General features: G+C 71.0%; 25 protein-coding genes. 9 read left to right on the top strand and 16 right to left on the bottom strand.

Translation table 11 applies throughout. The features are described 5' to 3' along the window. Positions 1-150: 150 nt before the first annotated feature. From ahpF to VM685_RS20260, 4 genes are all read right to left on the bottom strand, one after another. Entirely contained in the window at positions 151-1,761 is a 1,611-nt protein-coding gene (gene ahpF, locus VM685_RS20275; RefSeq protein ID WP_325461993.1) for an alkyl hydroperoxide reductase subunit F, read from the bottom strand. 97 nt (positions 1,762-1,858) lie between these two features. Continuing rightward, positions 1,859-2,422 carry an alkyl hydroperoxide reductase subunit C gene (gene ahpC, locus VM685_RS20270; RefSeq protein WP_325461992.1) on the bottom strand — a complete coding sequence of 188 codons (564 nt, stop codon included), beginning with the start codon at positions 2,420-2,422 and terminating at the stop codon, positions 1,859-1,861. 200 nt (positions 2,423-2,622) lie between these two features. Further along, on the bottom strand, positions 2,623-3,174 hold the full coding sequence (locus tag VM685_RS20265; protein ID WP_325461991.1) for a GNAT family N-acetyltransferase: 552 nt from the start codon (positions 3,172-3,174) through the stop codon (positions 2,623-2,625). Continuing rightward, positions 3,159-5,243 carry a S9 family peptidase gene (locus VM685_RS20260; protein ID WP_325461990.1) on the bottom strand — a complete coding sequence of 695 codons (2,085 nt, stop codon included), beginning with the start codon at positions 5,241-5,243 and terminating at the stop codon, positions 3,159-3,161. The genes VM685_RS20265 and VM685_RS20260 overlap by 16 nt, the downstream gene beginning before the upstream one ends. A gap of 185 nt (positions 5,244-5,428) precedes the next feature. Between VM685_RS20260 and VM685_RS20255 the strand changes: the two genes are divergently transcribed. Then, entirely contained in the window at positions 5,429-6,244 is an 816-nt protein-coding gene (locus VM685_RS20255) for a trypsin-like serine peptidase (RefSeq protein WP_414693396.1), read from the top strand. 160 nt (positions 6,245-6,404) lie between these two features. On the opposite strand, the gene VM685_RS20250 is transcribed toward VM685_RS20255, so the two are convergent. Together VM685_RS20250 and VM685_RS20245 are read right to left on the bottom strand one after the other, a co-directional pair. Further along, entirely contained in the window at positions 6,405-6,854 is a 450-nt protein-coding gene (locus tag VM685_RS20250) for a MaoC family dehydratase (RefSeq protein ID WP_325461988.1), read from the bottom strand. Positions 6,855-7,084: 230 nt separating this feature from the next. Beyond that, positions 7,085-8,623 (bottom strand): acyl-CoA synthetase, encoded by a 1,539-nt coding sequence (locus VM685_RS20245; protein WP_325461987.1) that lies wholly within the window; start codon positions 8,621-8,623, stop codon positions 7,085-7,087. 130 nt (positions 8,624-8,753) lie between these two features. On the opposite strand from VM685_RS20245, the gene VM685_RS20240 reads away from it, so the two are divergent. The 3 genes from VM685_RS20240 to VM685_RS20230 all read left to right on the top strand — a co-directional run bounded on the left by VM685_RS20240 (position 8,754) and on the right by VM685_RS20230 (position 11,045). Further along, positions 8,754-9,638 carry a crotonase/enoyl-CoA hydratase family protein gene (locus tag VM685_RS20240; protein ID WP_325461986.1) on the top strand — a complete coding sequence of 295 codons (885 nt, stop codon included), beginning with the start codon at positions 8,754-8,756 and terminating at the stop codon, positions 9,636-9,638. A 303-nt stretch (positions 9,639-9,941) separates the two neighbouring features. Next, a complete protein-coding gene (locus tag VM685_RS20235; protein ID WP_325461985.1) occupies positions 9,942-10,361 on the top strand; it encodes a MucR family transcriptional regulator in 420 nt (139 codons plus the stop codon). Between the two features lie 198 nt (positions 10,362-10,559). Beyond that, entirely contained in the window at positions 10,560-11,045 is a 486-nt protein-coding gene (locus VM685_RS20230) for a PAS domain-containing protein (protein WP_325461984.1), read from the top strand. A gap of 4 nt (positions 11,046-11,049) precedes the next feature. Here VM685_RS20230 and VM685_RS20225 read toward each other — a convergent pair whose 3' ends face one another. The 5 genes from VM685_RS20225 to VM685_RS20205 form a co-directional block, all read right to left on the bottom strand. Continuing rightward, a complete protein-coding gene (locus tag VM685_RS20225; RefSeq protein ID WP_325461983.1) occupies positions 11,050-11,478 on the bottom strand; it encodes a SufE family protein in 429 nt (142 codons plus the stop codon). Between the two features lie 42 nt (positions 11,479-11,520). Next, positions 11,521-11,853, bottom strand: a complete 333-nt coding sequence (locus VM685_RS20220; protein ID WP_325461982.1) for a hypothetical protein — start codon at positions 11,851-11,853, stop codon at positions 11,521-11,523. 167 nt (positions 11,854-12,020) lie between these two features. Beyond that, on the bottom strand, positions 12,021-12,530 hold the full coding sequence (locus tag VM685_RS20215) for a helix-turn-helix transcriptional regulator (RefSeq protein WP_325461981.1): 510 nt from the start codon (positions 12,528-12,530) through the stop codon (positions 12,021-12,023). Further along, a complete protein-coding gene (locus VM685_RS20210; protein ID WP_325461980.1) occupies positions 12,527-13,180 on the bottom strand; it encodes a cytochrome b/b6 domain-containing protein in 654 nt (217 codons plus the stop codon). The genes VM685_RS20215 and VM685_RS20210 overlap by 4 nt, the downstream gene beginning before the upstream one ends. 110 nt (positions 13,181-13,290) lie before the next feature. Further along, positions 13,291-14,061: a HAMP domain-containing sensor histidine kinase gene (locus VM685_RS20205; protein WP_325461979.1), complete on the bottom strand. Its 771-nt coding sequence runs from the start codon at positions 14,059-14,061 to the stop codon at positions 13,291-13,293. 167 nt (positions 14,062-14,228) lie between these two features. On the opposite strand from VM685_RS20205, the gene VM685_RS20200 reads away from it, so the two are divergent. After that, complete coding sequence (locus VM685_RS20200; protein WP_325461978.1) at positions 14,229-15,902, top strand: PAS domain-containing sensor histidine kinase; 1,674 nt, start codon at positions 14,229-14,231, stop codon at positions 15,900-15,902. Here the strand turns inward: VM685_RS20200 and VM685_RS20195 are convergent. After that, a complete protein-coding gene (locus VM685_RS20195) occupies positions 15,838-16,722 on the bottom strand; it encodes a hypothetical protein (protein ID WP_325461977.1) in 885 nt (294 codons plus the stop codon). The genes VM685_RS20200 and VM685_RS20195 overlap by 65 nt on opposite strands. A gap of 220 nt (positions 16,723-16,942) precedes the next feature. Here VM685_RS20195 and VM685_RS20190 point away from each other — a divergent pair, with 220 nt between their 5' ends. Together VM685_RS20190 and VM685_RS20185 are read left to right on the top strand one after the other, a co-directional pair. Continuing rightward, a complete protein-coding gene (locus VM685_RS20190) occupies positions 16,943-17,275 on the top strand; it encodes a DUF1491 family protein (RefSeq protein WP_325461976.1) in 333 nt (110 codons plus the stop codon). A gap of 193 nt (positions 17,276-17,468) precedes the next feature. Continuing rightward, a complete protein-coding gene (locus VM685_RS20185) occupies positions 17,469-18,509 on the top strand; it encodes an ATP-dependent DNA ligase (protein ID WP_325461975.1) in 1,041 nt (346 codons plus the stop codon). Positions 18,510-18,724: 215 nt separating this feature from the next. On the opposite strand, the gene VM685_RS20180 is transcribed toward VM685_RS20185, so the two are convergent. Together VM685_RS20180 and VM685_RS20175 are read right to left on the bottom strand one after the other, a co-directional pair. After that, on the bottom strand, positions 18,725-19,702 hold the full coding sequence (locus VM685_RS20180; protein ID WP_325461974.1) for a TerC family protein: 978 nt from the start codon (positions 19,700-19,702) through the stop codon (positions 18,725-18,727). Between the two features lie 10 nt (positions 19,703-19,712). Beyond that, positions 19,713-19,910, bottom strand: a complete 198-nt coding sequence (locus VM685_RS20175) for a DUF465 domain-containing protein (protein WP_325461973.1) — start codon at positions 19,908-19,910, stop codon at positions 19,713-19,715. 401 nt (positions 19,911-20,311) lie between these two features. Here VM685_RS20175 and VM685_RS20170 point away from each other — a divergent pair, with 401 nt between their 5' ends. Then, positions 20,312-21,946: a peptide chain release factor 3 gene (locus VM685_RS20170; RefSeq protein WP_325461972.1), complete on the top strand. Its 1,635-nt coding sequence runs from the start codon at positions 20,312-20,314 to the stop codon at positions 21,944-21,946. A 36-nt stretch (positions 21,947-21,982) separates the two neighbouring features. Here VM685_RS20170 and VM685_RS20165 read toward each other — a convergent pair whose 3' ends face one another. Continuing rightward, a complete protein-coding gene (locus VM685_RS20165) occupies positions 21,983-22,165 on the bottom strand; it encodes a YdcH family protein (RefSeq protein ID WP_325461971.1) in 183 nt (60 codons plus the stop codon). Positions 22,166-22,369: 204 nt separating this feature from the next. Then, positions 22,370-23,248 carry a LysR substrate-binding domain-containing protein gene (locus VM685_RS20160; protein WP_325461970.1) on the bottom strand — a complete coding sequence of 293 codons (879 nt, stop codon included), beginning with the start codon at positions 23,246-23,248 and terminating at the stop codon, positions 22,370-22,372. Positions 23,249-23,359: 111 nt separating this feature from the next. Between VM685_RS20160 and VM685_RS20155 the strand changes: the two genes are divergently transcribed. Further along, positions 23,360-24,808, top strand: coding sequence for an NADP-dependent isocitrate dehydrogenase (locus VM685_RS20155; RefSeq protein ID WP_325461969.1), 1,449 nt, complete (start codon positions 23,360-23,362; stop codon positions 24,806-24,808). Positions 24,809-24,843: the final 35 nt, after the last annotated feature.

The following is a 24,843-nucleotide window of genomic DNA, read 5'->3' as shown; positions in this document are numbered from 1 at the left end:
GCCACATCCATCCGGGATCGTCGGATGACTTCCGATCTTGTTGGACGCGGCTTCTCTGACTGGATTCCGTGACGGCCCAGTGAAACGAACTGCAATGGATTGTGACGGCGCCGGTCCGCCGGCCGTCTCGCGACGGGGGGCGGCTCCGGGTCAGGCCGCCGCCTGGGCCCCGATGTCGGCCGGCTCGGCGCCCTCCGCCGGATTGGGCAGGCGGATCAGGTAGTCGAAGGCCGAGAGCGCGGCCTTGGAGCCTTCGCCCATGGCGATGACGATCTGCTTGTACGGCGTCGTCGTGGCGTCGCCGGCGGCGAACACGCCGGGCACGTCGGTCGCCCCGCGGTAGTCGGTCTCGATCTCGCCGCGCGGCGACAGCGCCACCGCGCCCTTCAGCCACTCGGTGTTGGGCACGAGGCCGATCTGCACGAACACGCCTTCCAGCTCCACGCGGTGCGTCTGGTCGGTGTTGCGGTCCTTGTAGGTCAGGCCGGTCACCTTCTCGCCGTCGCCGTGCACCTCGGTGGTCAGGGCCGAGGTGACGATGCGCACGTTCGGCAGGCTGGCGAGCTTCCTCTGCAGCACCGCGTCGGCGCGGAGCTGGGCGTCGAACTCGATCAGGGTCACGTGCGCCACGATGCCGGCCAGGTCGATGGCCGCCTCGACGCCGGAGTTGCCGCCGCCGATCACCGCCACGCGCTTGCCCTTGAACAGCGGGCCGTCGCAGTGCGGGCAGTAGGCCACGCCCTTGTTGCGGTACGCGTCCTCGCCGGGGACGTTCATCTGCCGCCAGCGCGCGCCGGTGGCCAGGATCACGGTGCGCGACCTCAGGGTGGCGCCGTTTTCCAGCTCGACCTCGATCAGCCCGCCCGGCGTCTTGGCCGGGATCAGCTTCGCCGCGCGCTGCAGGTTCATCACGTCGACGTCGTAGTCCTTGACGTGCTGCTCCAGGCCGGAGGCCAGCTTCGGGCCCTCGGTGTGCGGCACGGAGATGAAGTTCTCGATGGCCATGGTGTCCAGCACCTGGCCGCCGAACCGCTCGGCCGCCAGGCCCGTGCGGATGCCCTTGCGCGCGGCGTAGATGGCCGCCGCCGCGCCGGCCGGGCCGCCGCCCACCACCAGCACGTCGAAGGCGTCCTTGCCCTTGATCTTCTCGGCCGCGCGGGCCTGGGCGCCGGTGTCGATCTTCGCCAGGATCTGTTCCAGCTCCATGCGCCCCTGGGCGAACGGCTCGCCGTTCAGGAGCACCGTCGGCACGGCCATGACCTTGCGGTCCTCGACCTCCTGCTGGAACAGGGCGCCGTCGATGGCCACGTGGCGGATCCTCGGGTTCAGCACGCTCATGGTGTTGAGCGCCTGCACCACGTCCGGGCAGTTCTGGCAGGAGAGGGAGAAGTAGGTCTCGAACAGGAAGTCGCCGTCCAGCGCCTTCACCTGCTCGACGACCTCGGCATCCACCTTCGGCGGGTGACCGCCCACGTGCAGCAGGGCCAGCACCAGGGAGGTGAACTCGTGGCCCAGCGGCAGGCCGGCGAAGCGGACGGAGACGGCCGGGTCGGTCTTCCGGACGATGGCGAAGGACGGCTTGCGGGCGTCGTCGCCGTCGCGGCTCACGCTCACCTTGTCAGACTGGGCGGCGATGTCCTCCAGGAGCTGCATCAGCTCGGCCGACTTCGGCGTCCCGTCCAGGGAGGCGACCAGCTCGATCGGCTGGCGCAGGTTCTCGAGATAGGCCTTCAGCTGGGCCTTCAGCGACGCGTCCAACATGCGGAGCTCCGGGAGGAGGGGTACTGGAGAAGAGGCCGGCGCCGCCCGCCATCCCTCGGGGAGGGGAGCGGCGCCGGGTCGGTCGTGCAGGCGGGTCTTAGATCTTGCCCACGAGGTCGAGCGACGGGGCGAGGGTCTTCTCGCCTTCTTCCCACTTGGCCGGGCAGACTTCGCCCGGGTGGGCGGCCACGTATTGGGCGGCCTTCACCTTGCGCAGCAGCTCGGCGGCGTTGCGGCCGATGCCCTCGGCGGTGACTTCCATGAACTGGATCACGCCGTCCGGATCGACCAGGAAGGTGCCGCGGTCGGCCAGGCCCTGGCCTTCACGCATGACGCCGAAGTTGTTGGTCACGACGCCCGAGGGGTCGCCGACCATGGTGTACTGGATCTTGCCGATCGCCGGCGAGGTGTCGGCCCAGGCCTTGTGCGAGAAGTGCGTGTCGGTCGACACCGAGTAGATCTCGACGCCCAGCTTCTGGAACTCGGCGTAGTTGTCCGCCAGGTCCTCCAGCTCGGTCGGGCAGACGAAGGTGAAGTCGGCCGGATAGAAGAAGATGACAGACCACTTGCCCTTGAGGTCGCCGTCGCTGACGGACAGGAACTTGCCCTGCTTGTAGGCCTGCGCCGTGAAGGGTTTCACCGTGGTGTTGATCAGAGACATCGTGCACTCCCGATTGAGGTGGGCTCCATTTAGTGTGCGATGCGGCATAAGCAAAATTGATTTTGCCATCCCATCGCATAGATCAGCTCTATTGTGCGCCGCCCGCTCCGGGCCTAACCGGCCGGCGGCTCGGCGCGTTCCACCGGCCCTCTCCCTCTCTTCCCCCGGCTTGCCGGGAGAGGGCGAGTAGCGGTGAGGGCTCAGCCCAGCCGGATGCCCGGCCCTTCGGGCGGCGTCGCCGCGCCGCCGTTCAGCATCCGCTGCATGGTCACGATGTCGACCCAGCGGCCGAGCTTGTAGCCCACGTCGCGGACCACGCCGGCGTCCTGGAAGCCCAGCGACCGGTGCAGGCCGATAGAGGCCTCGTTCTCCGAATCGCCGATCACCGCCACCACCTGGCGCACGCCCATGGCCTCGCAGCGGTCGAGCACGGCGGCCAGGATCGCCCCGCCGACGCCCCGGCCGATCGCCTCGGGCGCCACATAGACGCTGTCCTCGACGGTGTAGCGGTAGGCGGCCCGCAGCCGGAAGGGACCTGCGTAGGCGAACCCCAGGATCTTCGGCCCCAGCTCGGCCACCAGGTAGGGCAGGCCGCGTTCGGCGATGGCCGCCCGGCGCTGCTCCATCTCGGCCGCGTCCGGCGGCTCCTCCTCGAAGGTGCCGAAGCCGTGCAGCACGTGGTGGCCGTAGATCGCCGCCAGGGCCTCGGCGTCGCCCGCCGTCGCCTCCCGGATCTTCATGCCCGCGTCCATCCCTCGTCGATCGCCCAGATGGCGAAAGCGTAGTCGAGGGCGATCTCCTTGAGGAAGTCGAACCGCCCCGACGCCCCGCCGTGGCCGGCCTCCATGTTGATCTTCAGGAGGATGGGCGCGTCGCCCGCCTGGAATTCGCGCAGCTTGGCCACCCACTTGGCCGGCTCCCAGTAGGTCACCCTGGGGTCGGAGAGCCCGCCGGTCGCCAGGATCGGCGGATAGGCCTGGGCGCTCACCTGGTCGTAGGGGCTGTAGCCGGCGATCCGGTCGTAGGCGTCGGCGTCCTCGATCGGGTTGCCCCACTCGGGCCACTCCGGCGGGGTGAGCGGCAGGGTCGTGTCGCTCATGGTGTTCAGCACGTCCACGAACGGCACCGCCGCGATGATCGCGCCCCAGAGCTCGGGCCGCAGGTTCGCCACCGCCCCCATCAGCATGCCGCCGGCCGAGCCGCCGTAGGCCGCGATCTTCCCCTTCCGCCCATAGCCCTGGTCGATCAGGTGTTCGGCGCAGGCGATGAAGTCGGTGAAGGTGTTGGTCTTCTTCTCGCGCCGGCCGTCCAGGAACCAGCCCCAGCCCTTGTCCGAGCCGCCGCGGATGTGCGCCGTGGCCCAGATCCAGCCGCGGTCCACGAGGCTGAGGTTCCGGATCGAGAAGCTGGGCTCCATGGCGTGGCCGTAGGAGCCGTAGCCGTAGAGCAGCACCGGCGCCGACCCGTCGAGCGGGGTGTCCTTCAGCATCAGCACCGTGATCGGCACGGTCTCGCCGTCGCCCGCCGTGGCGAACAGCCGCCGGGCCACATAGCGCGCCGGGTCGTGGCCCGAGGGGATCTCCTGGGTCTTGCGCAGCGTCCGCTCGCGGCTGGCCATGTCGTAGTCGAACCACTGCCGGGGCGTCGTCGGCGACTGGTAGACGAAGCGGGTGACGGTGGTGGCGTACTCGAACCCGCCCTCCAGGTTCAGGGCATAGGCTTCCTCGTCGAAGGCGATCTCGTGCTCGCCGCCCTCGCGGGCCATCACCACCAGCCGGTCCAGCGCATTGACCCGCTCGGCCCGCACCAGGTGGCCCTCGTAGGCGAGGAAGCCGGTGATGTAGCGGCCGGGCTCGTGGGCGATCCAGTCGCGCCAGGTCGCCTTGGCCGGGACCTCGGCGTGCGAGACGCAGAGCTTGAAGTCCAGCGCCCCGTCATCGTTGGTGCGGATCACCCAGCGGTCCGTCCAGTGGTCGAGGCTGTACTTCACCCCCACCCTCCGCGGCTCGGCGACGACGGGCGCCGCCGTCGGGTCCGAGGCCGGGATCAGCCAGCTCTCGGTGGTCTCCTGGTTGCCCACGTGGATGACCACATGGCTGTCGTCGGCCGTCACGCCCACGCCCAGGAACATGCCGTCGTCCGGCTCCTCGTAGACCAGCACGTCCTCGCCGCCGCGCGCCGGCCGCCGGAAGACCTTGGACGGCCGCGCGTTCTCGTCGCGCCAGATCCAGAAGATCCACGCGCTGTCCGGCGAGAAGGCGAAGTCGCCGTAGGCGCTCTCGATCGGCGCGGCCACCTCCTCGCCGGTGGCCAGGTCCTTCACCCGGATGGTGTAGTATTCGCTGCCCTGCTCGTCGGCCGCCCAGGCATAGAGCGCATGGTCGTTGCTGTGGCCCGCCCCGCCCACGTGGAAGTAGGCCTTGCCCTTGGAGAGCGCGTCTTCGTCGATCAGCACCTGCTCCTCGCCGCCGCCGCGGGGCTTTCGCCCGTGCACGGGATGCTCGGCGCCCAGCTCGTAGCGGACGTAGTACTCCCACCCGCCGTCGGGGGCGGGGACGGAGCTGTCGTCCTCCTTGATCCGCCCCTTCATCTCCGCGAACAGCTGCGCCTGCAGCTCTTCGGTCGAGGCCAGCATGGCCTTCATGTAGGCGTTCTCGGCCTCCAGGTGCTCGCGCACGTCGGCGCGCAGGGCCTTCGGGTCGCGCAGCACCTGCTGCCAGTTGTCGTCCTTCATCCAGGCGTAGTCGTCGGTGCGGACGCGGCCCAGCTGCTCGATGCGGCGGGGATCCTTGCGGGCTTTCGGCGGTGCGGGGAGGCTCATCCCGGCTAGATGCGGCGCCGGGACCGCCGGCTCAAGCGCGTACCCGCGTCACTAGGGCGCGACGCTGCCGTACGTTCTCGTCTTGTTGCGCGGGACGAACCCTCATTAACTAGGTGTGCATCGAGATCGCGCGAAGACGCGAGGGGCGTAGTTCACAATCTGGGAGCCTTGGGGGCGCCATGGTCATGGATCTCTCCGTCGAGCTGATCCACGCGACGGTTCAGCTGGAGCAGCCGCTCGGCGACGGCACGCGCACGGTCGGCACCGGCTTCCTCATTTCCGAGACGGCGCCGGACGGACGGCCGCGGACCGTGCTGGTCACCGCCAACCACGTCTTCCAGAAGATGCCGAGCGCCAACGCCCGGATCGGCTACCGCATCTCCAACGCCGACGGCTCCTGGAGCTACTCGCCCCAGACCCTGAAGATCCGCGACCCCAAGGGGACGCCGCTCTGGACCCAGCACCCCAGCCGCGACGTCGCCGCCATCGCCATCACCGCCCCGCCGGAATTCGCCAAGGCTGCGATCCCCGCCGACTACCTCGCCGCCGACGACACCTTCTCGCGCTACCAGGTGGGCGCGGGCGACGAGATGATGGCGCTCGGCTTCCCGCGCGGGCTCGCCGCCAACCAGGCCGGCTTCCCGATCCTGCGCTCGGGCCGGGTGGCCTCCTTCCCGGTCGCCCCGGCCAAGATCTTCCCGACCTTCCTGCTCGACTTCTCGGTCTTCCCGGGCAACTCGGGCGGGCCGGTGTTCATGACCGACAACTCCCGCCGCCGCGCCGGCGCCGAGGGCGAGGCGAAGTTCATCGCCGGCCTGCTCACCCAGCAGGTGGAGCTGAACAACGAGCGGCTCGAGATCGGCATCGTCACCCACGCCAAGTACATCCGCGAGACCCTGGCCCTGGTCAGCGACCCGGCCGCGCCCGTCACCATGGCCGCCGGCGAACGCACCACCGGCGCCAAGGCCGCCTCGGCGGAAGAAGCGGTCGCGAAGAACTAGCTCCGGTGTCATCCCGGCCGCAGCGAAGCGGAGAGCCGGGACCCATGGACTCCGCATCACGACAAAGGGCCCAGCGTCGCCGCCGGGCCCTTTTCTTTTCGCCTGGTGTTCATGGGTCCCGGATCGGCCTGCGGCCGCCCGGGATGACACCTGCAGCAGATCAGCCGCCGTAGACCACGCTGATCGTCTCGGCGATGCAGGCGGGCTTGTCCTCGCCCTCGATCTCGATCGTGCACTCGTTCTTCAGCTGCATGCCGCCGGCCTTGGGCTCGGCGCCGATCAGCTTCTGGCGCAGGCGCACGCGCTTGCCGACCCGGACCATGTTGGTGAAGCGCACCTTGTCCGAGCCGTAGTTGATGCCGCGAGTCACGCCCTTCACCGGCATCAGGCCGGCCGACAGGAACGGGATCAGCGACAGGGTGAGATAGCCGTGGGCGATCGGCCCGCCGATCTCGCGTGTGGCCCGCTCCACGTCCACGTGGATCCACTGGTGGTCGCCGGTCGCCTCGGCGAACTGGTTCACGCGCTCCTGGGTGATCTGCACCCAGTCCGACACGCCCACCTCCTGGCCCACCAGGCCGGGCAGGTCCTTGATCTCCACCGGGTTCATTCGTCTCTCCCTCGTAATGGCTTGGGTTCCTGACCGTCCTAACACCTGTTCGGACGGCCGCAAGAACTCCCTCTCCCGCGCCCGGGCGCGGGAGAGGGCTGGGGTGAGGGCGGCTCCGCGATGCGATCGCCCCCGGCGTTGGACCCGCTCGCTGCTGGTCCTGCCGGAGCGCGAAAACCGCGTCCTGCGCCGCCCTCACCCAACCCTCTCCCGCAAGCGGGAGAGGGGGCTCAGACGATCTTCGAGCCTTCCTTGCCCCAGTAGGCGTCGCGGATCAGGCGCTTGTAGAGCTTGCCCGTCGGGTGCCGCGGCAGCTCGTGCATGAAGTCCAGCACCCGGGGCGACTTCACGTGGCTGAGGTTCTGGCGGGCGTAGGCCATCAGCTCGGCCCGCAGTTCGTCGCCGGCGTCGGCCCAGTCCATCGGCTGGATCACCGCCACCACCTTCTCGCCCATCTCCTCGTCGGGGGCGCCCACCACCGCGGCGTCGGCGACCTTCGGATGCCCGATCAGCAGGTTCTCGATCTCCTGCGGATAGATGTTCACCCCGCCGGAGATGATCATGAAGCTCTTGCGGTCGGTGAGGTAGAGGTAGCCCTCCTCGTCCATCCAGCCCACGTCGCCCAGGGTCGTCCAGCCGTGCTTGTTGGTGCCCTCGGCGATCTTCTCGGGCGCGTTGTGGTAGCTGAGCGGCGGGCCGTTGGCGAAGTGGACGACGCCCTCGGCGCGCGGCGGCAGGGGCTCGCCGTCCTCGTCGCAGATCCTGAGTTCCCCCAGCACCGCCTTGCCGACGCTGCCCTTGTGGGTCAGCCACTCGTCGGCCTTGATGAAGCAGAAGCCGTTGCCCTCGGTCCCGGCGTAGTACTCGTAGATCACCGGGCCCCACCAGGCGATCATCTGCTCCTTCACCGGCACGGGGCAGGGGGCGGCGGCGTGCACCGCCGACTTCATCGACGAGACGTCGTACTTCGCCCGCACAGCCTCCGGCAGCTTCAGCATCCGCACGAAGTGGGTCGGCACGAACTGGCCGCAGTCGCACCTGTACTTCTCGATCAGCGCCAGCGCCGCCTCGGGATCGAACTTCTCCATGACGATCACCGTGCCGCCCAGCTTGTGCACGCTCATGCACCAGCGCAGCGGGGCGGCGTGATAGAGCGGCGCCGGCGACAGGTAGGTGCAGCCCGGCTGGAAGCCGAACAGCCCCTGGGCCATCATGACCAGCGCATTGGGCTCGTCGATCGCCCCGCCGGTCAGGGCCGGCTTGATGCCCTTCGGCCGGCCGGTGGTGCCCGACGAATAGAGCATGTCCGAGCCCGCGGTCTCGTCGGCGATCGGCGTCACCGGCATCTTCGCCCGCGCCGCCTCGAAGCTCTCGTAGGGGGCCCGCGCCTCGCCGACCATGTAGAGCTTCACGCCCTTCAGTAGGGCCGGCAGCTCGTCCAACACCGGGCCGACCCCGGCCGAGGTGATCAGCACCTTCGCCCCGCAGTCGCCCACGATGTACTCCACCTCGCCGGCCGTCAGCTTGGACGAGATGCAGGTGTAGTAGAGGCCCGAGCGCTGCGCCGCCCAGGCGATCTCGAAGTACCTGGGGCTGTTGTCCATGAAGAGGGCGATCACGTCGCCGGGCTTCAGGCCCAGCGAGCGGAACAGCTGCGCCCCCTGGTTCGAGCGCTCGTCGAGCTCCCTGTAGGTCACGGTCTCGCCGGAGCCCGCCATCACATAGGCGGGGCGGTCGGGCTGGGTCTTGGCGTGGGTCGCCGGATGCATGGACGTCTCGTTTCTCCCGCGGGCGGCCGTGGTCCGGCGCCTGACTTATCTGTGTTCAGGGCCATTCACGGGCCTTGACCTACCGTCCGTCAACCCGTCCGGAGTGGCCCAAACCACAAGGGAGACGCCCATGTCCGCGCCGACGTTCGAGACCATCCAGTATGCCGTGGAGGACGGCGTCGCGACCGTCACCCTCAACCGCCCCGACAAGCTCAACGCCTTCAACACCCAGATGATGAAGGACCTGATCGCGGTGTTCGACGTCACCGACGCCGACGACGCGGTGCGCGCGGTGATCGTCACCGGGGCGGGCCGGGCCTTCTGCGCCGGGGCCGACCTCTCGGCCGGCGCCCAGACCTTCGACTACGAGGCCCAGGGCGGGGCGGCGCTGGCCGAGCGGCAGCGCGACGGGGTGCAGCGCGACGGCGGCGGCCTCCTCACCCTGCGCATCTTCGACAGCCTCAAGCCGGTGATCTCCGCCTGCAACGGCCCGGCCGTGGGCGTGGGCGTCACCATGCAGCTGGCCATGGACATCCGGCTCGCCTCCACCGACGCCCGCTACGGCTTCGTCTTCGCCCGGCGGGGGCTCAATCCCGAGGCCGCCTCCTCCTGGTTCCTGCCCCACCTGGTGGGCGTCCAGACGGCGCTGGAGTGGTGCTACACCGGCCGGATCTTCCCGGCCCAGGAGGCCTTCGACAAGGGCCTCGTCCGCTCGCTGCACGCCCCGGACGACCTGCTGCCCGCCGCCCGCGCCCTGGCCCGCGAGATCGCCGACAACACCGCCCCGGTGTCGGTCGCCATCACCCGCCAGCTGATCTGGCGCATGGCCGGCGCCGCCCACCCGATGGACGCCCACATGGCCGACAGCCGCGGCATCCAGGCCCGCGGCAAGTCCGGCGACGCGCGGGAGGGCGTCAGCTCCTTCCTCGAGAAGCGGCCGCCGAACTATCCGGACCGGGTGTCCAGGGACCTGCCCGACATCTGGCCGCACTGGGAAGCGCCGACCTTCCGCTAGTCTTTCGCGGCAGATGTCGCCGAGGTTTCGCCGGGCTCCCGCCAAGGATCCCGGCGAAATCGTGCGTGCGCGACTGATTCGCGACGCGGGCGCCACGGCAGGTAGAGCAGAGCAGGCTTACTCGGCGTACCGGCGGCGCCCAGTTTCAAAAACCGTATTTATCTCAATTGCCGAGAGCGTTCGGTGAAATTAAGTCGTGCTGACTTGCTTGTCCTTGGCGCGAGTTCCATATAAGGACCGCGCTACTGATCTACTGGATCGCTTCAGCGCCGTTCATCGGCGCGCTTCTACGGAACGACAAGAATGGACGAGAAGTCGGAAGTCATCGAGATGACGGCGGATATTGTCTCCGCCTATGTGGGCAACAACTCCGTCGCGGCGGCCGACCTTCCCGGTCTGATCCAGAGCGTGCACCGCGCGCTCGCCGGCGTTTCGTCGGGCGTCGAGACCGCCGAGGCTGCGCCGAAGGAGCCGGCCGTGCCGGTCCGCCGGTCGATCACCCCCGATTTCCTCGTCTGCCTCGAGGACGGCCGCAAGTTCAAGTCGCTGAAGCGGCACCTGCGCACGAAGTACAACATGAGCCCCGAGGAATACCGGGCGAAGTGGAACCTGCCGAAGGACTATCCGATGGTGGCTCCCAACTACGCCAAGGCGCGCTCGGACCTCGCCAAGCAGATGGGCCTGGGCCAGGGCGGCCGTCAGGCGCCGCGCAAGAAGCGCTAGGATCTACGGCTCAGGTTTGCTGAGCCGGATCATTTTTACAGTCTTGGGGCGCCCGCCGGCTTCGGCGGGCGTTTCCGTTTTCAGTCGAGCCACCTGCGAAATCTTGTAGCGCGGCCATAGTTTTGACTTGCCGCAGATTCGCGCATCAGGCGATAAGTGATTCGTCGCGATTCCAAGGGGTTGTTAAGGAATCTGAATATGGCTGCGCAGATCGGAGCCCCCGCCGCGGCGGCCCGCGCGCATGAGGAGTTGCTTCGCTATTGGGTCTCGCTCCGGCGGGGCGCGAAGCTTCCCGGCCGTCCGGATATCGACCCTGCCGGGTTCAAGCGGCTGCTGCCGACCGTCAGCCTGATCGACGTCCTCTCCGATCCTGTCGACTACCGCATCCGCCTGGCCGGCACCGGCCTCTACGGCGTCTACGGCCGGGAGATCACCGGCCGCATGCTGTCGGAGGTCTACGCCTCGGGCGCCGCCGACTACTGGCGCTACGAGCTGGGCAAGGTGGTCGCCGAGCGCCGCCCCTCGGTGGGCGTCCACAACCTCGCCTGGCGCGGCGCCTCCCATCTGTCGATCCTGTGGCTGCGCCTGCCGCTGGCCTCCAACGGCACGGACGTGGACATGATCCTCGGCCTCGACGCCGTCGTCGGCATGGGCCAGCTCACCAGCGGCATCCGCGCCGCCTGAGCCCCTAGGCCGCGCGCGCCAGCTCCGCGTCCCGGCGGATGCGCGCCACCATCGAGGCCAGCCCGTTCGACCGCTGCGACGACAGCGCCCCCGTCAGGCCCAGCTGGTCGAACGCCGCCTTGGTGTCGAAGCCGAGGATATCCTCCGGCCGCCGGCCCGAGAACAGCCTGAGCACGATGGCGATCAGCCCGCGCACGATGTGGGCGTCGGAATCCCCGCGGAAGCGCAGCGTCCCGTCGTCCTGCGGCTCGGTGACCAGCCACACCTGGCTGGCGCAGCCGCGCACCTTGTTCGGGTCCGAGCGCTCGGCGTCGGTCAGCGGCGCGAGTTCGCGGCCGAGCTCGATGACGTACTTGTAGCGCTCCTCCCAGTCGCCCAGGAGGTCGAACTCGGCGGCGAGATCTTCGAGGTCCTGGTCGATGCTGGAAGCCATGGCCGGGCCACTTAAGGACCCCGCCGCCCGCACGCAACAGCCCTAGAGGTCCGGCCGCCTGGCGTGGTCGACCTGCAGCAGCTCGACCGGCGCCCCGTTCACCTCGATGAAGGCCACGAGCACCCCCGGGCTCGGGCTGTTGGGTTCGATGATCACCTTGTGGCCAGCGATCGCCGCCATCAGGTCGTCCACCTCGAACGCCACGTGGGCCACCGTCTTCACCAGGTCCGGATAGGGCGCGTCGTCCCAGTAGCGCTGCCACTGGATGCCGAAGGGGTTGTTGGCGTGGTCGCTGACGGTGATCCGCAGGTGGGGCAGGGGGATCTCGCCCTCGAACCGGTCCCGCGTCGGGATGCCGATGTGCTGGAATTTCATCTGGGTCTCATGGCTGGCGCGCAAGCGCCGTCGCGCGGCGCCGGGCCGCGCAGTCGCAGGAGCGGGCTCGCCGATCGTCGTCGGCGGCTAGGCGAACGCCTTCATGAGCCGATCCTCCAGTCGAGGCCCGCCGACGCTAGCACCGGGGGCGCGAGGCGAACAGCCGGTCAGCGGCCAGGGCGCTCCGGCGCCGCGATCAGGTCCTCCAGGAACAGGCTCGCCAGGTCCGAGCGGGACCGCACGCCGGCCTTCTCGTAGACCCGGGCGAGCTGCGCCCGGACCGTCCCCGGCGCGGAATTCCGCAAGGCTGCGATCTCGGCCACGTCGCAGCCCTTCAGGGCGAACACCGCCACGTCCGCCTCGGCCGGAGTCAGGCCCCAGGCCTGGACGCGCTCCTGGATCACCTCGCTGAGCGCGCCGGCCGCGACGGCCAGGGCGGCGCTCTTGCGTCGCCCCGCCGCCAGGATCTCCCGCAGCTGCAGGCTCCCCGTCACCACGCCCGCGAGCAGGGCGACGGCGATGACGCCCTCGATCGCCACGTGCCAGGTGACGCCCTGGGCGGCCACGTCGCCGGCCGCGTCCACGATGAAGAACACCGCCGCCAGGGCCTGCAGGGCCGCCACCGCGGCGACGGCCTCCGCGCCCGGCTCGCGCCGCCGCCGCGCGCGGACCCTCATTCGGCGGGCGCGGCCTTTCGCCGGCCCCCGATCATGGCGGTCAGGATCTGCCGGCCGCTCCGCCGCGTCTCGAAGGCGACGCCGAGGATGTGCAGCGCGGCCAGCACGAACAGCAGGTTCGCCGCCGCCTCGTGGACCTCCTCCATCCATTCGTCCTCCTCGTGCTCCGCGTCGCCGTCGCGTGCGGAGCCGTGCGCCTCGTGGCCGCCCTCGTGCTCGGCCGCCTCGGCGGCCTCGTGGCCCCGTTCATTAGAGGCCGCCACGGCCGGCGGTGTCGAGAGCGTCGGCGGTCCGGCCATGGCCACGCCCGTGGCGATCACCACGGCCAGGGTCGCCCACAGGGCGTAGACCATCAGGGCGCCCAGGGGATTGTGCGAGCGATGGTGCGAACGGCGCCCCTCGGCGATCTCGCGCAGGTGCGCGGCCGCCCGCCCGGGGCTCGGCGGGAAGGCCGAGAACCGCGCCTCCGCCGGTCCGATGAACCCCCACAGCAGACGGAGCGCGAGCAGCGCGCCCACACCGTAGCCGACCCATAGGTGCAGTCCCGACCCCTCCTCGGTGAACGCCCCGTTGGCCAGCACGCCCGCCGCGACGCCCCAGTGGGTGAGCCGCACCAGCGGGTCCCACCGCCGCGCCTGGATGTTCTGCATGGTCGCCTCCGTCGTTGATCGACGGATCAGGCGCGCCCGCGGCGCCGCGGGGCCATTGCCGGCGCGCTTATCCGGCCGGCCGTAAGCGTGTGCTTACGGCGGGGGCGCCCCTAGCCCGCCGGCAGGCGGACGCGGGCCGTCATGCCCTGGCCGACGGCGGACGCGAGCTTCAGCGTGCCGCCCATGGCCTGGCAGTTGAGGTCGCAGATGGCCAGGCCGAGGCCCGCGCCGTGGCCGCGGCGGGTGAGCGCGTTCTCGCCCTGCTCGAAGGGCTTCAGCAGGCGCGGCAGGTCGGCGGGGTCGACGCCCTCGCCCTGGTCCTCGATGACGATCTCGACGCTGTCGCCGCAGCGCTCGACGCGCACCTTCACCTCGCCGCCGTCGGGCGAGAAGGTCACGGCGTTCTGCAGCAGGTTGCCGACCACGGTGCGCAGCGCCTTGGGGTCGGCGTGGATCAGGACGTGCTCGGCGCTTTCGTCGACGCTCAGCGCCACGTCGCGGGTCACCAGCTCCTCCTTCAGGGCCCCGGTGACGTCCTCGAGGACGCACTCCAGCGGCTCGGCGCGGGCGTTCATCTCGGCCGCCCCGCTCTCCAGCCGGGCGATCTCCAGCACCTGGTTCACCAGCTTCAGCAGCTTGGCGCCGCTGCCGCGGATGATCTCGGCGTATTCCTTGTACTGCGGGTCGCCCAGGGGTCCGTAGAGCTCGGTGGCGAGGATCTCGGAGAAGCCGAGGATCGAGTTCAGCGGCGTGCGCAGCTCATGGCTGACCATGCGCAGGAAGGACCGCTTCTGCTCCTCGAAGGCCGCGTCGCGGCGGGTCTGCTGCGCCTGCGCCTTCTTGGCGGGCGGAGCGATCGTCTTGAATGCCGGCTGGGCCATACTGTCGCCGCGGACCTTCTGTCCAATGGAGGCGCGAGCTTCGGCTATCGCGCTTACGATTTCGTTTCGCCCGGTCGGCCGGTCGCGCCCCAGGCGAGCGGCCTTACGTGGACTCGCTTGGGCCGCTAAGCTCGCGGCGCAACCGGAGAGGGAAGCCACCCCAGACCATGCCGTACGTGCGGTACAGCTCGCGCAGGAAGGTCCGCCGCGGCGGACCGGGCTTCGCCGTGGGCTGGCATCTGGCCTGGGCGCTCGCCGTGGCGCTGGCCGCGGGCGCCCTGGTGGGCTCGGGCCGCCTTTCGTCCGGCGTGGAGCTGGCGGCGCTCGCCGTGGGCGCCGTGCCGGCCCTGGTCGGCGCAGGCCTCGCCATGAGCCGCGTGCAGCCCGCCCGGATCATCGCCCTCCTCATCTGGACCCTGGCCGGCGCCGTCGCCTGTCAGATGACCGGCGGCACGCTCGGGCCGCTGGCCGCCTGGTGCCTGGCCCCGCTCGCCGCCGCCGCCGCCTTCCGCCGCTCGGAACTGCTCTCCCTGGGCGCCGCCGGCGCGGTCGCCGCTGCGGCCCTGGCCACGGTGGGCACGCTTCTCATGCCGCTGCCGGCGCCGCCCGCCGGGGCCGCGCCCTGGCTCAGCCTGCTGTCGCTCTCCACCGTCGCCGTGGGCCTGGGCGCCGGCCTGGTCTCCCTGCAGGGCCAGTCCCGGCGCTACGCCCGGACGCGCGACGAGGCCGAGGCGGCCCTGCGCGAGCTGCTCGACAACCAGCCGCAGCTGCTGATGGGCGTCTATCCGGGCGGCCGTATCCTGGAGGCCTACGGCCAGGCGCCGGTGGGCCTCGACCACCGCGAGTTCGTCGGCCGCAATCTCGGCGAGATGGTCTCCCGCGACGACCGGCCGGCCGTGGACGAGGCCCTGCAGCGCGCCGTGCAGGACGGCTCGGCCGAGGTCGCCTTCATCCCGATCCACGATCCCCAGGGCTGGTGCGTGCTCAGCCTGCGCCGGATGAGCAGCATCCGCATCGTCGCCGCCCTGCGCGACGCCCGCGCCCAGCGCGCCCGCGAGACCGAGCTGGAGCAGGCCCGCGCCTCGGCCGAGAGCCAGAACGCCGGCAAGAGCCGCTTCCTGGCCAACATGAGCCACGAGCTCCGCACCCCGCTCAACGCCATCATGGGCTTCTCCGACATCATGCGGCAGCGGCTGTTCGGCCCGATGTCCGACCGCTACGTGGAATACGCCGAGCTGGTCCACGAGAGCGGCGCCCACCTCCTGGAGCTGATCAACGACGTGCTCGACATGTCGAAGATCGAGGCCGAGCGGTTCGAGCTGGCCCGCGAGACCTTCGACGCCCGCGACGCCGTCTCCTCGGTCCTGCGCCTGATGCGCGGCCAGGCCGACCGGGCGGGCATCCAGCTGCGCGGCGTCCTGCCGGCCGACCCGCTGGAGGCCGACGCCGACCGCCGGGCGATCAAGCAGATCGCGCTGAACCTGGTCTCCAACGCGCTGAAGTTCACCCCCCGCAACGGCTCGGTGACCGTCACCCTGCAGGGCTCGGGCGAGATGCTGGAGCTGGTCGTCGCCGACACCGGCGTCGGCATCGCGCCCGAGGACCTCGAGCGTCTCGGCCGGCCCTTCGAGCAGGCGGGCGACGCGGGCCAGAAGGCGGCCGGCGCGGGGCTCGGCCTGTCGCTGGTGCGGGCTTTCGCCCGGCTGCATGGCGGGGAGATGTCCATCGAGAGCGCGGTGGGCGAGGGCGCCACCGTCACCGTGCGGATGCCGGTGCTTATCGGCCCTGAGACGGCGGCGGAGCCCGAAGCGCCGCCTGCCTCTGCCCTGTCGGGGCTCTAGCCGGCGTCACGTTCAGGAAGGCGCGGCCGGCGGCGAAGTCGCCGACCTCGATGTAGGCGCGCCGCGTCCCGCCGGAGAACAGGAACTCCACCACGATCGCCTCGCGCGGGTCGAGCTGCGCCAGGTGCCGCGCCGCGCCGGCCGGGAAGCGGAACGCCCAGCCGCTCCGGGCGTCCTCGGGCAGCAGGTCCTGGCCCGCGGAGCTCCGCGCCTCGGCCATGTAGCCGCGGGTGGCCGAGGCCGGCGGCACGCGCCGGGCGAGCGGCAGGGCCGCGGTCGGCCCGCCGTAGTAGCGGTCGAGATAGGGGCCCCAGGTCCGCAGGGTGTCGCGCAGCAGGAGCCGCGCGCCGTAGGGCTCCGCCCCGTCGGCGAAGCGGGCCACGGCCATCAGGGCGCCGGCGCGCTCCTCGCCCACCAGGCCGAACGACAGCCGGTCGCGCCCGAAGCGGGCGTCCTGCACCAGCCGCCAGCGCAGGCCGCGCGAGGGGACGCGGTCGGCGCGCCAGGCGCCGTGGTCGCCGGGATAGGAGAGGCGGGTGAGCCGGGCGTAGCCGTCGAAGGCGTCGCGCACGCGGCCGGCGGAGACCGCCATCTCGGGCGCCTCGCAGGCCGTCCGCGCCGCCTTGGCGCGGGCCGACCGCTCGGCCGCCTTCAGGGTCTCGGGAGACGCACCGGCCCGCAGCGCCGAGCCGCGCGCCTGGGCCACGCCCACGGCCAGCGCCTGCGACACCTCGGGCGCAAAGAGCCCGCAGCGGGAATCGGCTTCCCGGATGGCCGTACGCTCGAGGAACAGGTCCACGGGCTGCGCATGCGCCGCCATCGGCGCGATCACGCTCGCCGCGCCCACCAAACCCAACCACCGAGACGCCGGCCGCGCTGGCTTGCGCGGAACCGTCATGCGTCTTCTGTTCTGCGTCCGGCTTTTCCGGACATTGCGGCCACCCTAGGGACCGCGTCTTGAGGTTGCGTTGAGGAACGTCCTTAACCGGCGCGGTTAACGGCGTGACACCGCGGGCGGACTTCGCGCATGGTCCCCAGCCATGCTGCTTTCCACCGACATCTGGGTCGGCGCCCTGATCCGCCGGGCCGAGATCGGCGGCGCCTTCGCCGTCGTCGTCCGCAAGGGCGACGCCCGCGCCGGCGCGGTCCTGGTCAAGGTGCTCAACCGCACCGACGGGACCGCCCGCCTCTACGCCGAGGCCACCCGCATGGACGGCGAGCGGGTCTGGATGCAGCCCCAGCTCACCGACCAGGAGCAGGACCTCGACCGCTACATCGAGCGCGCCGCCCGCATCGACCCCGACATCTGGGTCGTCGAGATCGAGGACCGCGAAGGCCGCCACTTCCTCACCGAGCCGGTGGAGAAGGCGTAGGCGGCGGTCCCCTTTCTATCGGCCCGTCATCCCCGGGCTTGTCCCGGGGATCCATGATCTCCGTTCGTCCCGGATGCAGGCGAACGTCGCCGCCGCCGACGCAACGCGGAGCTGATGGATGGCCGGGACAAGCCCGGCCATGACGAACGCGAGGTGAAGGAACACCTGCGACGGCTCGCAGTTAGCCCCCCCGATGCCCAGCCTCTCCGACCTGCCCGTGCCCCTCGACCTCGCCACCATGGAGGCGAAGCTCGTGGACGAGATCCCGAAGCAGGCCGGCTGGCGCTACGAGCCCAAGTGGGACGGCTTCCGGTGCCTGGCCTTCCGGGCCGGCGAGGAGGTCGAGCTGCACGCCAAGTCCGGCAAGCCGCTCGGCCGCTACTTCCCCGAGGTGGTGGAGATGCTCCGCGCCCTGCCGGTCGACCGCTTCGTCGTCGATGGCGAGCTGGTCATCGAGACCGGAGGCGCGCTGGACTTCGACGCCCTGCAGCTTCGCCTGCACCCCGCCGAGAGCCGGGTGCGCAAGCTCGCGGCGGAGACCCCGGCCGCCTACGTCCTGTTCGACTGCCTGATGGACGCCCGGGGCGCCCCGCTCGTGGACGCCCCCTTCACCCGCCGGCGCGCCGAACTGGAGGCGCTGTTCAGGCGCTTCGGCGACCAGCCGCGCCTGCGCCTCTCCCCCGGGACCACCGACCGCGAGGAGGCCTGCCGCTGGCTGCAGCAGGCCGGCGCCGGGCTCGACGGCGTGGTCGCCAAGCGCCTCGACGGCCCTTACGTCCCCGGCGAGCGGGCGATGCTGAAGATCAAGCGCATGCGCACGGTCGACTGCGTGGTGGGCGGCTTCCGCTACGCGCAAGGCTCGAAGCTGGTGGGCTCCCTGCTGCTCGGCCTCTATGACGACGCCGGCCGCCTGAACCACGTGGGCTTCACCTCGACCATCTCCAACGCCGAGCGGCCGGAGCTGACGAAGCGGCTGGAGGCGCTGGCCCCCGGCCCCGGCTTCACCGGCTCCGCGCCCGGCGGCCCCAGCCGCTGGTCGAACGAGCGCTCTACCGAATTGACGCCGCTGCGCCACGAGCTGGTCGTCGAGGTCCGCTACGACCACATGACGGGCGGCCGCTTCCGGCACGGGACCAAGCTGGTCCGCTGGCGCCCGGACAAGGCGCCTCGCCAGTGCGCCTACGACCAGCTCGACGGCGGCGGCGCCGCCGCCTTTGCCGCGCTCGGCGCGTAACCGGACGCGGCCCGGCCTCCGCCTGGAAGCCCTCCTCCTCGATGGAGGAGGGTTGGGTGGTGGTGTGTCCGCGGAGCCGCCGGACGTGGCGCTCGTGGGCGCCGAGCCCGACGGTGCTGACCCGGCCTCACGGTGCGACCACCACCAACCCTACCCTTCCTCCATCGAGGAGGAAGGGGCGCGAACCCTGCGGCGCCGCGCCCGGAACGATCCCGCTAGGCGGGCAGCGGCGTGCGCCGCGTCCGCCACATGGAGTAGAGCACCCCCCCGGCCAGCAGGGCGGCGGTCACGCCCAGGGACACGGGCGCGGGGAACTTCTCCCAGCCCATGGCCTCGGCCACGAACACCTTGCCGCCGATGAACACCAGCAGCAGCGCCAGCGCCGTCTTCAGGTAGGCGAACCGCTCGGTCAGCGCGGCGAGCGCGAAGTAGAGCGCCCGAAGGCCCAGGATGGCGAAGATGTTGGAGGTGAAGACGATGTAGGGGTCGGTGGTGATGGCGAAGATCGCCGGCACCGAGTCCACCGCGAACACCACGTCGGCCAGCTCGATCATCACCAGCGCCAGGAACAGCGGCGTGGCGTAGAGCAGGGGCCGCGTCCCGCCCGGCGGCGTGCGCCGCACGAAGAACCGGCCGCCCTCGAAGCCGTCGGTCAGCCGCAGATGCCCGGCCAGCCAGCGGTAGGCGGGATTGTCCCTGGGGTCGCCGTGCCCGGCCTTGGAGAACAGCATCTTCAGCCCGGCGATCACCAGGAAGCCGGCGAACAGCAGCAGCACCCATTCGAAATTCGCCACCAGGGCCGCGCCCGCGCCGATCATGATGGCGCGCAGCACGATGACGCCCAGGATGCCCCAGAACAGCACCCGGTGCTGGTAGGCGGCCGGCACGGCGAAGGCGGCGAAGATGCTGGCGATGACGAAGACGTTGTCCATCGCCAGGCTCTTCTCGACCAGGAAGCCGGTGACGTATTCGAGCCCGGCCTGCCGGCCGAGCTCGCTCCAGACCCAGGCCCCGAAGGCCAGGCCCACGGTCAGGTAGCCCGCGGAGAGCACCAGGCTCTCCCGGGCGCCGATCGGCTTGGCCTTGCGGTGCAGGACGCCGAGGTCCAGCGCCAGCAGCACCACGACCACGGACAGGAAGGCGAGCCACATCCACACGGGCTTGCCGAGGGCGACCTGGGTCAGGACATCCATGGCGGCGGCCTCACCAGGCGCGGGCGGGGGTCAGCGGGGCGAACCCGCTCTCCAGGCGCGACAGCTCGCTCTTCACGGCGAGCTTGCCGCGTTCGAGCTTCGCCACGCGGCCCAGGTCGGGCGCGGGCCTGGCCAGCTCGCGGCGGATCTCGCGCTCCAGCTCACGGCGCCGAACGCGAAGTCGATAGATCAGGATGTGCGACATCATCGGGGCTCCTCTCGTTATGGAGGGTGCGCCCGACACCGGGATCCGCGTGGGGGGAGGCGACGGACCCAAGGCATCGAGCACACCCGATGCGGTCCGACATCGCGATCACTGGGAGATCGATCGCCAGAGGGGCCCGGCCCGCAGCCTTAAGTTTGGGATCGTGCGTGCGGCTTTCAAGGCCCCGCTGTCGCACTTTTTCCCTCCCCTTCATGGGGAGGGGCAGGCCGCGTGAGCGGCCGGGGTGGGGAGGTGCGGGCTGGGCGCGGCGCCCGGGCTTGAACCTGGCCTCCCCACCCGGCGGCGCTGTCGCGCCGTCCGCCCTCCCCATGAAGGGGAGAGAAGGCCCCCGCGACCTCGCCGCATTTGCGGAAAAGCCCCCGACCCGCTACCTCACGCCCCCCATGAGCACGCCCCCCGCCGCCGAGGCCGCCACGTCCCGCTCACCCATCGCCGTCCAGGCGGCCAGGCGGCGCACCTTCGCGATCATCTCCCACCCCGACGCCGGCAAGACGACGCTGACGGAGAACCTGCTGCTGGCCGGCGGCGCCATCCGGGCGGCGGGCCAGGTCCGCGCCCGCGGCGAGAACCGCCGCACCCGGTCCGACTGGATGAAGATCGAGCGCGAGCGGGGCATCTCCGTCTCGGCCTCGGTGATGACGTTCGACCACGCCGGCAAGATGTTCAACCTGCTGGACACGCCGGGCCACGAGGACTTCTCGGAGGACACCTACCGCACCCTGACGGCCGCCGACGCCGCCGTCATGGTGCTGGACGCCGCCAAGGGCATCGAGCCGCAGACGCTGAAGCTGTTCGAGGTCTGCCGCCTGCGCGACATCCCGATCGTCACCTTCATCAACAAGATGGACCGCGAGGCCCAGGATCCCTTCGCCCTGCTGGACGAGATCGGCTCCAAGCTCGCCCTCGACCCCGCGCCGCTCTACTGGCCGGCCGGCTCCGGCGGCCGCTTCAAGGGCATGCTCGACCTGCGCCGCGAGCAGTTCATCCCCTTCGCCAAGAAGGGCGCCGACGGCTCCGACGACGGCCATCCGGAGCCCGTCGCCCTGAAGGGCAATTCGCTCGCCGCCTACCTGGACGAGGCCGAGCAGGCCGAGGTGGAGGAGGGCGCCATGCTGGTCCAGGAGGCCGCCAAGCCCTTCGACCCGCAGGCCTTCCTGGAAGGCCACATGACCCCGGTGTTCTTCGGCTCGGCGCTCCGCCACTTCGGCGTCGACCAGCTCCTGGAGGGCCTCGGCGACTACGCGCCCGCGCCCAAGGCGGTGCCCGCCACCAAGGGCGGCGAGCCGGTGCAGGTGCAGCCCGGCGACAAGGAGGTCGCGGGCTTCATCTTCAAGGTCCAGGCCAACATGGACCCCAACCACCGCGACCGGATCGCCTTCCTGCGCCTGACCTCGGGCCGCTTCAGCCGCGGCATGAAGCTGAAGGTGCAGAACACCGGCAAGCAGCTCAGCGTCAACGCGCCGGTGATGTTCTTCGCCTCCGACCGGGAGCTGGCCGAGGAGGCCTTCGCCGGCGACGTCATCGGCATCCCCAACCACGGCGTCCTGCGGGTCGGCGACAGCCTGTCGGAGAGTGGGACCCTGCGCTTCGCCGGCCTGCCCAACTTCGCGCCCGAGATCCTGCAGCGCGTGCGCGTGAAGGACCCGCTGAAGGCCAAGCACCTGGCCAAGGCGCTCACGGGCCTCGCCGAGGAAGGCGTCACCCAGCTCTTCCGCCCGACCATGGGCGCGGACTTCATCGTCGGCGCCGTGGGCCAGCTGCAGTTCGAGGTCATGGCCGACCGCCTGGCCAACGAGTACCAGCTCGAGGTGCTGTTCGAGGCCAGCCCCTGGGCCGAGGCCCGCTGGCTGGTCGCCGAGCGCGCCGACCTCGAGGACTTCGCGAACAAGCACCGGATGCAGATGGCCACCGACATCGACGACCAGCCGGTGTTCCTGGCCAAGTCCGCCTGGGAGATCGGCTACGTGGGCGAGAAGTACCCCAAGGTCCGCTTCGAGCGCGCCCGCGAGCGGGCCTGAGGGCGGGCGCGGAGCCCGCCCCCGCCCCGGCCGGCCCTAGAGGCGCAGCGGCGCGAGGCCCGCCTCGGCGAGGAAGATCTCGTCGCGCACCTGCAGCTTGCGGCGCTTGAGATCCTGGATCGCGAGGTTGTCCGGCTCGGGCCGGCGCATCTCCTCGCGCAGCTGCTCCTCGAGCCAGCGGTGCTGGTTCCGGAGACGGGCGATCCTGTAGCTGGTCATTGGCTCCTCCTCGAATGGAGGCGCGCCCGGCCGTGGGTGGGACTGGAGAGCGGCCGGCCGGACGCGCCTGTGGCGGTCCGACATCACGACCGGGGGAGGCCGTCAGAGGGGCCCGGTCCGCCACGCCTGATATGGCCACGCCGGCCGCGGCCGGGGAGGGCGGCGGCGATTGATCCTCGTGATGGACAAGATCAGCCCGGCTGATCACCCGGCCATGGCGTGGCGGCGGTCCAGGGAGGAGAGGATGAAGCCCGCCAGGCGCTCGGCGGCCGGCGGCACCGCGGTCGTGGCCCGCATCAGGGCGATCTCGGCGTCGGCCAGCGGCGGCAGGCCGGTCTCCGGGCCGAGCACCGCCAGGTCCGGCGGGGTCATGTCGCGCGGCAGGACGGTGACGCCGAGCCCGGCCCGCAGCGCCGCGTGCTGTCCCGCCAGCGAGGGGCTGGTGTAGCCGATGCGCCAGGGCCGGCCCGCCTTCTCCAGCGCCGTGATCGCCCGCCGGCGGTAGACGCAGGGGCTGGGCGCCACCACCAGGGACGCGGTCTCCGAGCGCTCCAGCACCCCCGGATCGGCCGCCGCCCAGACCAGCGACTCGCGCCAGACCCGCACGCCCAGGTCCGGCCCCAGCGGCTCGCGCTTCACCAGCGCCAGGTCCAGCGCCCCGTCGCGCAGCCGGTCGAGCAGGTTGAGCGTCAGGTCGCAGGTCACCGTCAGCGTCACCCTGGGGTGGGCCTTGGCGAATTCGCCCAGGATCTCGGGCAGGTGGACGGTGGCGAAGTCCTCCGGCGAGCCCAGCCGCACCTCGCCCTCCACGTCGCCCTCCGTCAGGCGGCCCACGATGTCGTCGTTCAGCCGCAGCAGCCGCCGGGCCTCGGGCAGGAAGGCCTCCCCCTCGGCGCTGAGCGTCACGTGCCGCGGGTCGCGCGACAGGAGCTGGCGTCCGAGCCGGTCCTCCAGCCGCCGGATCTGCAGGCTGATCGCCGACTGGGTCCGCCCCAGCCGCTCGCCGGCCCGCGTGAAGCTCCGCGCCTCGGCCACCGCCACGAAGGTCCGCACCAGGTCGAGATCGAGGTTGATGAACGCCATGCCGCCTCCGGATGATGAGGATAGCTAATGACCGGCATCACCATAATCAACGTCGGCAATCCACAGCTCGGCCCTAAGGGAGCTCACCTCCAATCCGGGAAGCGAGACTCCATGAGCGCAGTGAACCTGAAAGCCCCCGTCACCGTGGCCTATGGCGACGGCATCGGGCCGGACATCATGCAGGCCAGCCTCGACGTGCTGCTCGCCGCCGGCGCCCAGCTCGACCTCGACGTCATCGAGATCGGCGAGGGCGTCTACCGCCGCGGCTACAGCGCCGGCATCGCCCCGGAGGCCTGGGACAGCCTGCGGCGCACGCGGGTGTTCTACAAGGCGCCGATCACCACACCCCAGGGCGGCGGCTTCAAGTCGCTGAACGTCACCATCCGCAAGACGCTCGGCCTCTACGCCAACGTCCGGCCCTGCGCCGCCTACGCGCCCTTCGTGCCCACGCGCCACCCGGCCATGGACGTGGTGATCGTCCGCGAGAACGAGGAGGACCTCTACGCGGGCATCGAGCACCGGCAGACCGAAGAGGTCTACCAGTGCCTGAAGCTGGTGAGCCGGCCGGGCTGCGAGCGGATCGTCCGCTTCGCCTTCGAATACGCCCGCGCCAACGGCCGCCGGAAGGTCAGCTGCTTCACCAAGGACAACATCATGAAGCTGACGGACGGCCTCTTCCACGAGGTCTTCCGGGAAGTGGCGGCCGAGTACCCGGACCTCGAGCACGAGCAGTGGATCGTCGACATCGGCGCGGCGAAGCTCGCCGACACGCCCGAGGCCTTCGACGTCATCGTCATGCCGAACCTCTACGGCGACATCCTCTCCGACGTGGCGGCCCAGATCGCCGGCTCCGTGGGCCTCGCGGGCTCCGCCAACATCGGCGAGCGGGTGGCCATGTTCGAGGCCATCCACGGCTCGGCGCCGAGGCTCGCCGGCCAGGACCGCGCCAACCCCTCGGGCCTGCTGCTCGCCGGCGTGATGATGCTGAACCACCTCGGCCAGTCGGCCGTCGCCCAGACGGTGCACAACGCCTGGCTCGCCACCCTCGAGGAGGGCGTCCACACCCGCGACATCTGGCGCGAGGGCGTGTCGCGCCGGCTCGTCGGCACGCGCGGCTTCGCCGAGGCGGTGATCGCCCGCCTCGGCCGCCGGCCGGAGACCCTGGCCCCGGTGACCTACGGCGCCAACGCCCCCTTCGCCCCGCCCCGCGCCCGCCTCCGGCCGCCCGCCGAGAAGCAGACCGTGGGCGTCGACCTCTTCGTCCAGTGGCGCGGCGCTCCCGACGTCCTCGCCCGGCGGCTGCAACGCCTGGGGCAGGGGGCGCTGCAGCTGAAGATGATCACCAACCGCGGGGTGAAGGTCTGGCCCGACGGCCTGCCGGAGACCACCTGCACCGACCACTGGCGCTGCCGGTTCATGAACGGCGGCGGCCCCGTGTCGCTCGATCAGATCGTCGCCCTCTCCGCCCGGGCGGCCGACGCCGGCGTCGACTTCATCAAGACCGAGCACCTGTGCACCTTCGACGGCGAGCCGGGCTACAGCCTCGGCCAGGGGCAGTGAGGCCGCATCGCAGCCATTGCGATTTTCAATGGCCA

This window comes from Phenylobacterium sp. (assembly GCF_035539035.1).
In the GTDB taxonomy this organism is placed as follows: Bacteria; Pseudomonadota; Alphaproteobacteria; order Caulobacterales; family Caulobacteraceae; genus Phenylobacterium.
Note: the sequence above shows the minus strand (reverse complement) of the source record. Positions and strands in the feature narration are given on the sequence as shown.

Excerpts from the sequence above, each read along its gene's own strand:
- VM685_RS20165 (WP_325461971.1), bottom strand. The coding sequence starts at position 22,165 with ATGACCAGCTACAGGATCGCCCGTCTCCGGAACCAGCACCGCTGGCTC.
- VM685_RS20230 (WP_325461984.1), top strand. The coding sequence starts at position 10,560 with ATGGCTGCGCAGATCGGAGCCCCCGCCGCGGCGGCCCGCGCGCATGAG.
- VM685_RS20260 (WP_325461990.1), bottom strand. The coding sequence starts at position 5,243 with ATGAGCCTCCCCGCACCGCCGAAAGCCCGCAAGGATCCCCGCCGCATC.
- VM685_RS20205 (WP_325461979.1), bottom strand. The coding sequence starts at position 14,061 with ATGGCCCAGCCGGCATTCAAGACGATCGCTCCGCCCGCCAAGAAGGCG.
- VM685_RS20265 (WP_325461991.1), bottom strand. The coding sequence starts at position 3,174 with ATGGACGCGGGCATGAAGATCCGGGAGGCGACGGCGGGCGACGCCGAG.
- VM685_RS20180 (WP_325461974.1), bottom strand. The coding sequence starts at position 19,702 with ATGGATGTCCTGACCCAGGTCGCCCTCGGCAAGCCCGTGTGGATGTGG.
- VM685_RS20160 (WP_325461970.1), bottom strand. The coding sequence starts at position 23,248 with ATGGCGTTCATCAACCTCGATCTCGACCTGGTGCGGACCTTCGTGGCG.
- VM685_RS20195 (WP_325461977.1), bottom strand. The coding sequence starts at position 16,722 with ATGGCGGCGCATGCGCAGCCCGTGGACCTGTTCCTCGAGCGTACGGCC.
- VM685_RS20245 (WP_325461987.1), bottom strand. The coding sequence starts at position 8,623 with ATGCATCCGGCGACCCACGCCAAGACCCAGCCCGACCGCCCCGCCTAT.
- VM685_RS20210 (WP_325461980.1), bottom strand. The coding sequence starts at position 13,180 with ATGCAGAACATCCAGGCGCGGCGGTGGGACCCGCTGGTGCGGCTCACC.
- VM685_RS20220 (WP_325461982.1), bottom strand. The coding sequence starts at position 11,853 with ATGAAATTCCAGCACATCGGCATCCCGACGCGGGACCGGTTCGAGGGC.
- VM685_RS20155 (WP_325461969.1), top strand. The coding sequence starts at position 23,360 with ATGAGCGCAGTGAACCTGAAAGCCCCCGTCACCGTGGCCTATGGCGAC.
- VM685_RS20240 (WP_325461986.1), top strand. The coding sequence starts at position 8,754 with ATGTCCGCGCCGACGTTCGAGACCATCCAGTATGCCGTGGAGGACGGC.
- VM685_RS20190 (WP_325461976.1), top strand. The coding sequence starts at position 16,943 with ATGCTGCTTTCCACCGACATCTGGGTCGGCGCCCTGATCCGCCGGGCC.
- VM685_RS20215 (WP_325461981.1), bottom strand. The coding sequence starts at position 12,530 with ATGAGGGTCCGCGCGCGGCGGCGGCGCGAGCCGGGCGCGGAGGCCGTC.
- VM685_RS20255 (WP_414693396.1), top strand. The coding sequence starts at position 5,429 with ATGGATCTCTCCGTCGAGCTGATCCACGCGACGGTTCAGCTGGAGCAG.
- VM685_RS20175 (WP_325461973.1), bottom strand. The coding sequence starts at position 19,910 with ATGATGTCGCACATCCTGATCTATCGACTTCGCGTTCGGCGCCGTGAG.
- VM685_RS20250 (WP_325461988.1), bottom strand. The coding sequence starts at position 6,854 with ATGAACCCGGTGGAGATCAAGGACCTGCCCGGCCTGGTGGGCCAGGAG.
- VM685_RS20200 (WP_325461978.1), top strand. The coding sequence starts at position 14,229 with ATGCCGTACGTGCGGTACAGCTCGCGCAGGAAGGTCCGCCGCGGCGGA.
- VM685_RS20185 (WP_325461975.1), top strand. The coding sequence starts at position 17,469 with ATGCCCAGCCTCTCCGACCTGCCCGTGCCCCTCGACCTCGCCACCATG.
- ahpC (WP_325461992.1), bottom strand. The coding sequence starts at position 2,422 with ATGTCTCTGATCAACACCACGGTGAAACCCTTCACGGCGCAGGCCTAC.
- VM685_RS20235 (WP_325461985.1), top strand. The coding sequence starts at position 9,942 with ATGGACGAGAAGTCGGAAGTCATCGAGATGACGGCGGATATTGTCTCC.
- ahpF (WP_325461993.1), bottom strand. The coding sequence starts at position 1,761 with ATGTTGGACGCGTCGCTGAAGGCCCAGCTGAAGGCCTATCTCGAGAAC.
- VM685_RS20170 (WP_325461972.1), top strand. The coding sequence starts at position 20,312 with ATGAGCACGCCCCCCGCCGCCGAGGCCGCCACGTCCCGCTCACCCATC.
- VM685_RS20225 (WP_325461983.1), bottom strand. The coding sequence starts at position 11,478 with ATGGCTTCCAGCATCGACCAGGACCTCGAAGATCTCGCCGCCGAGTTC.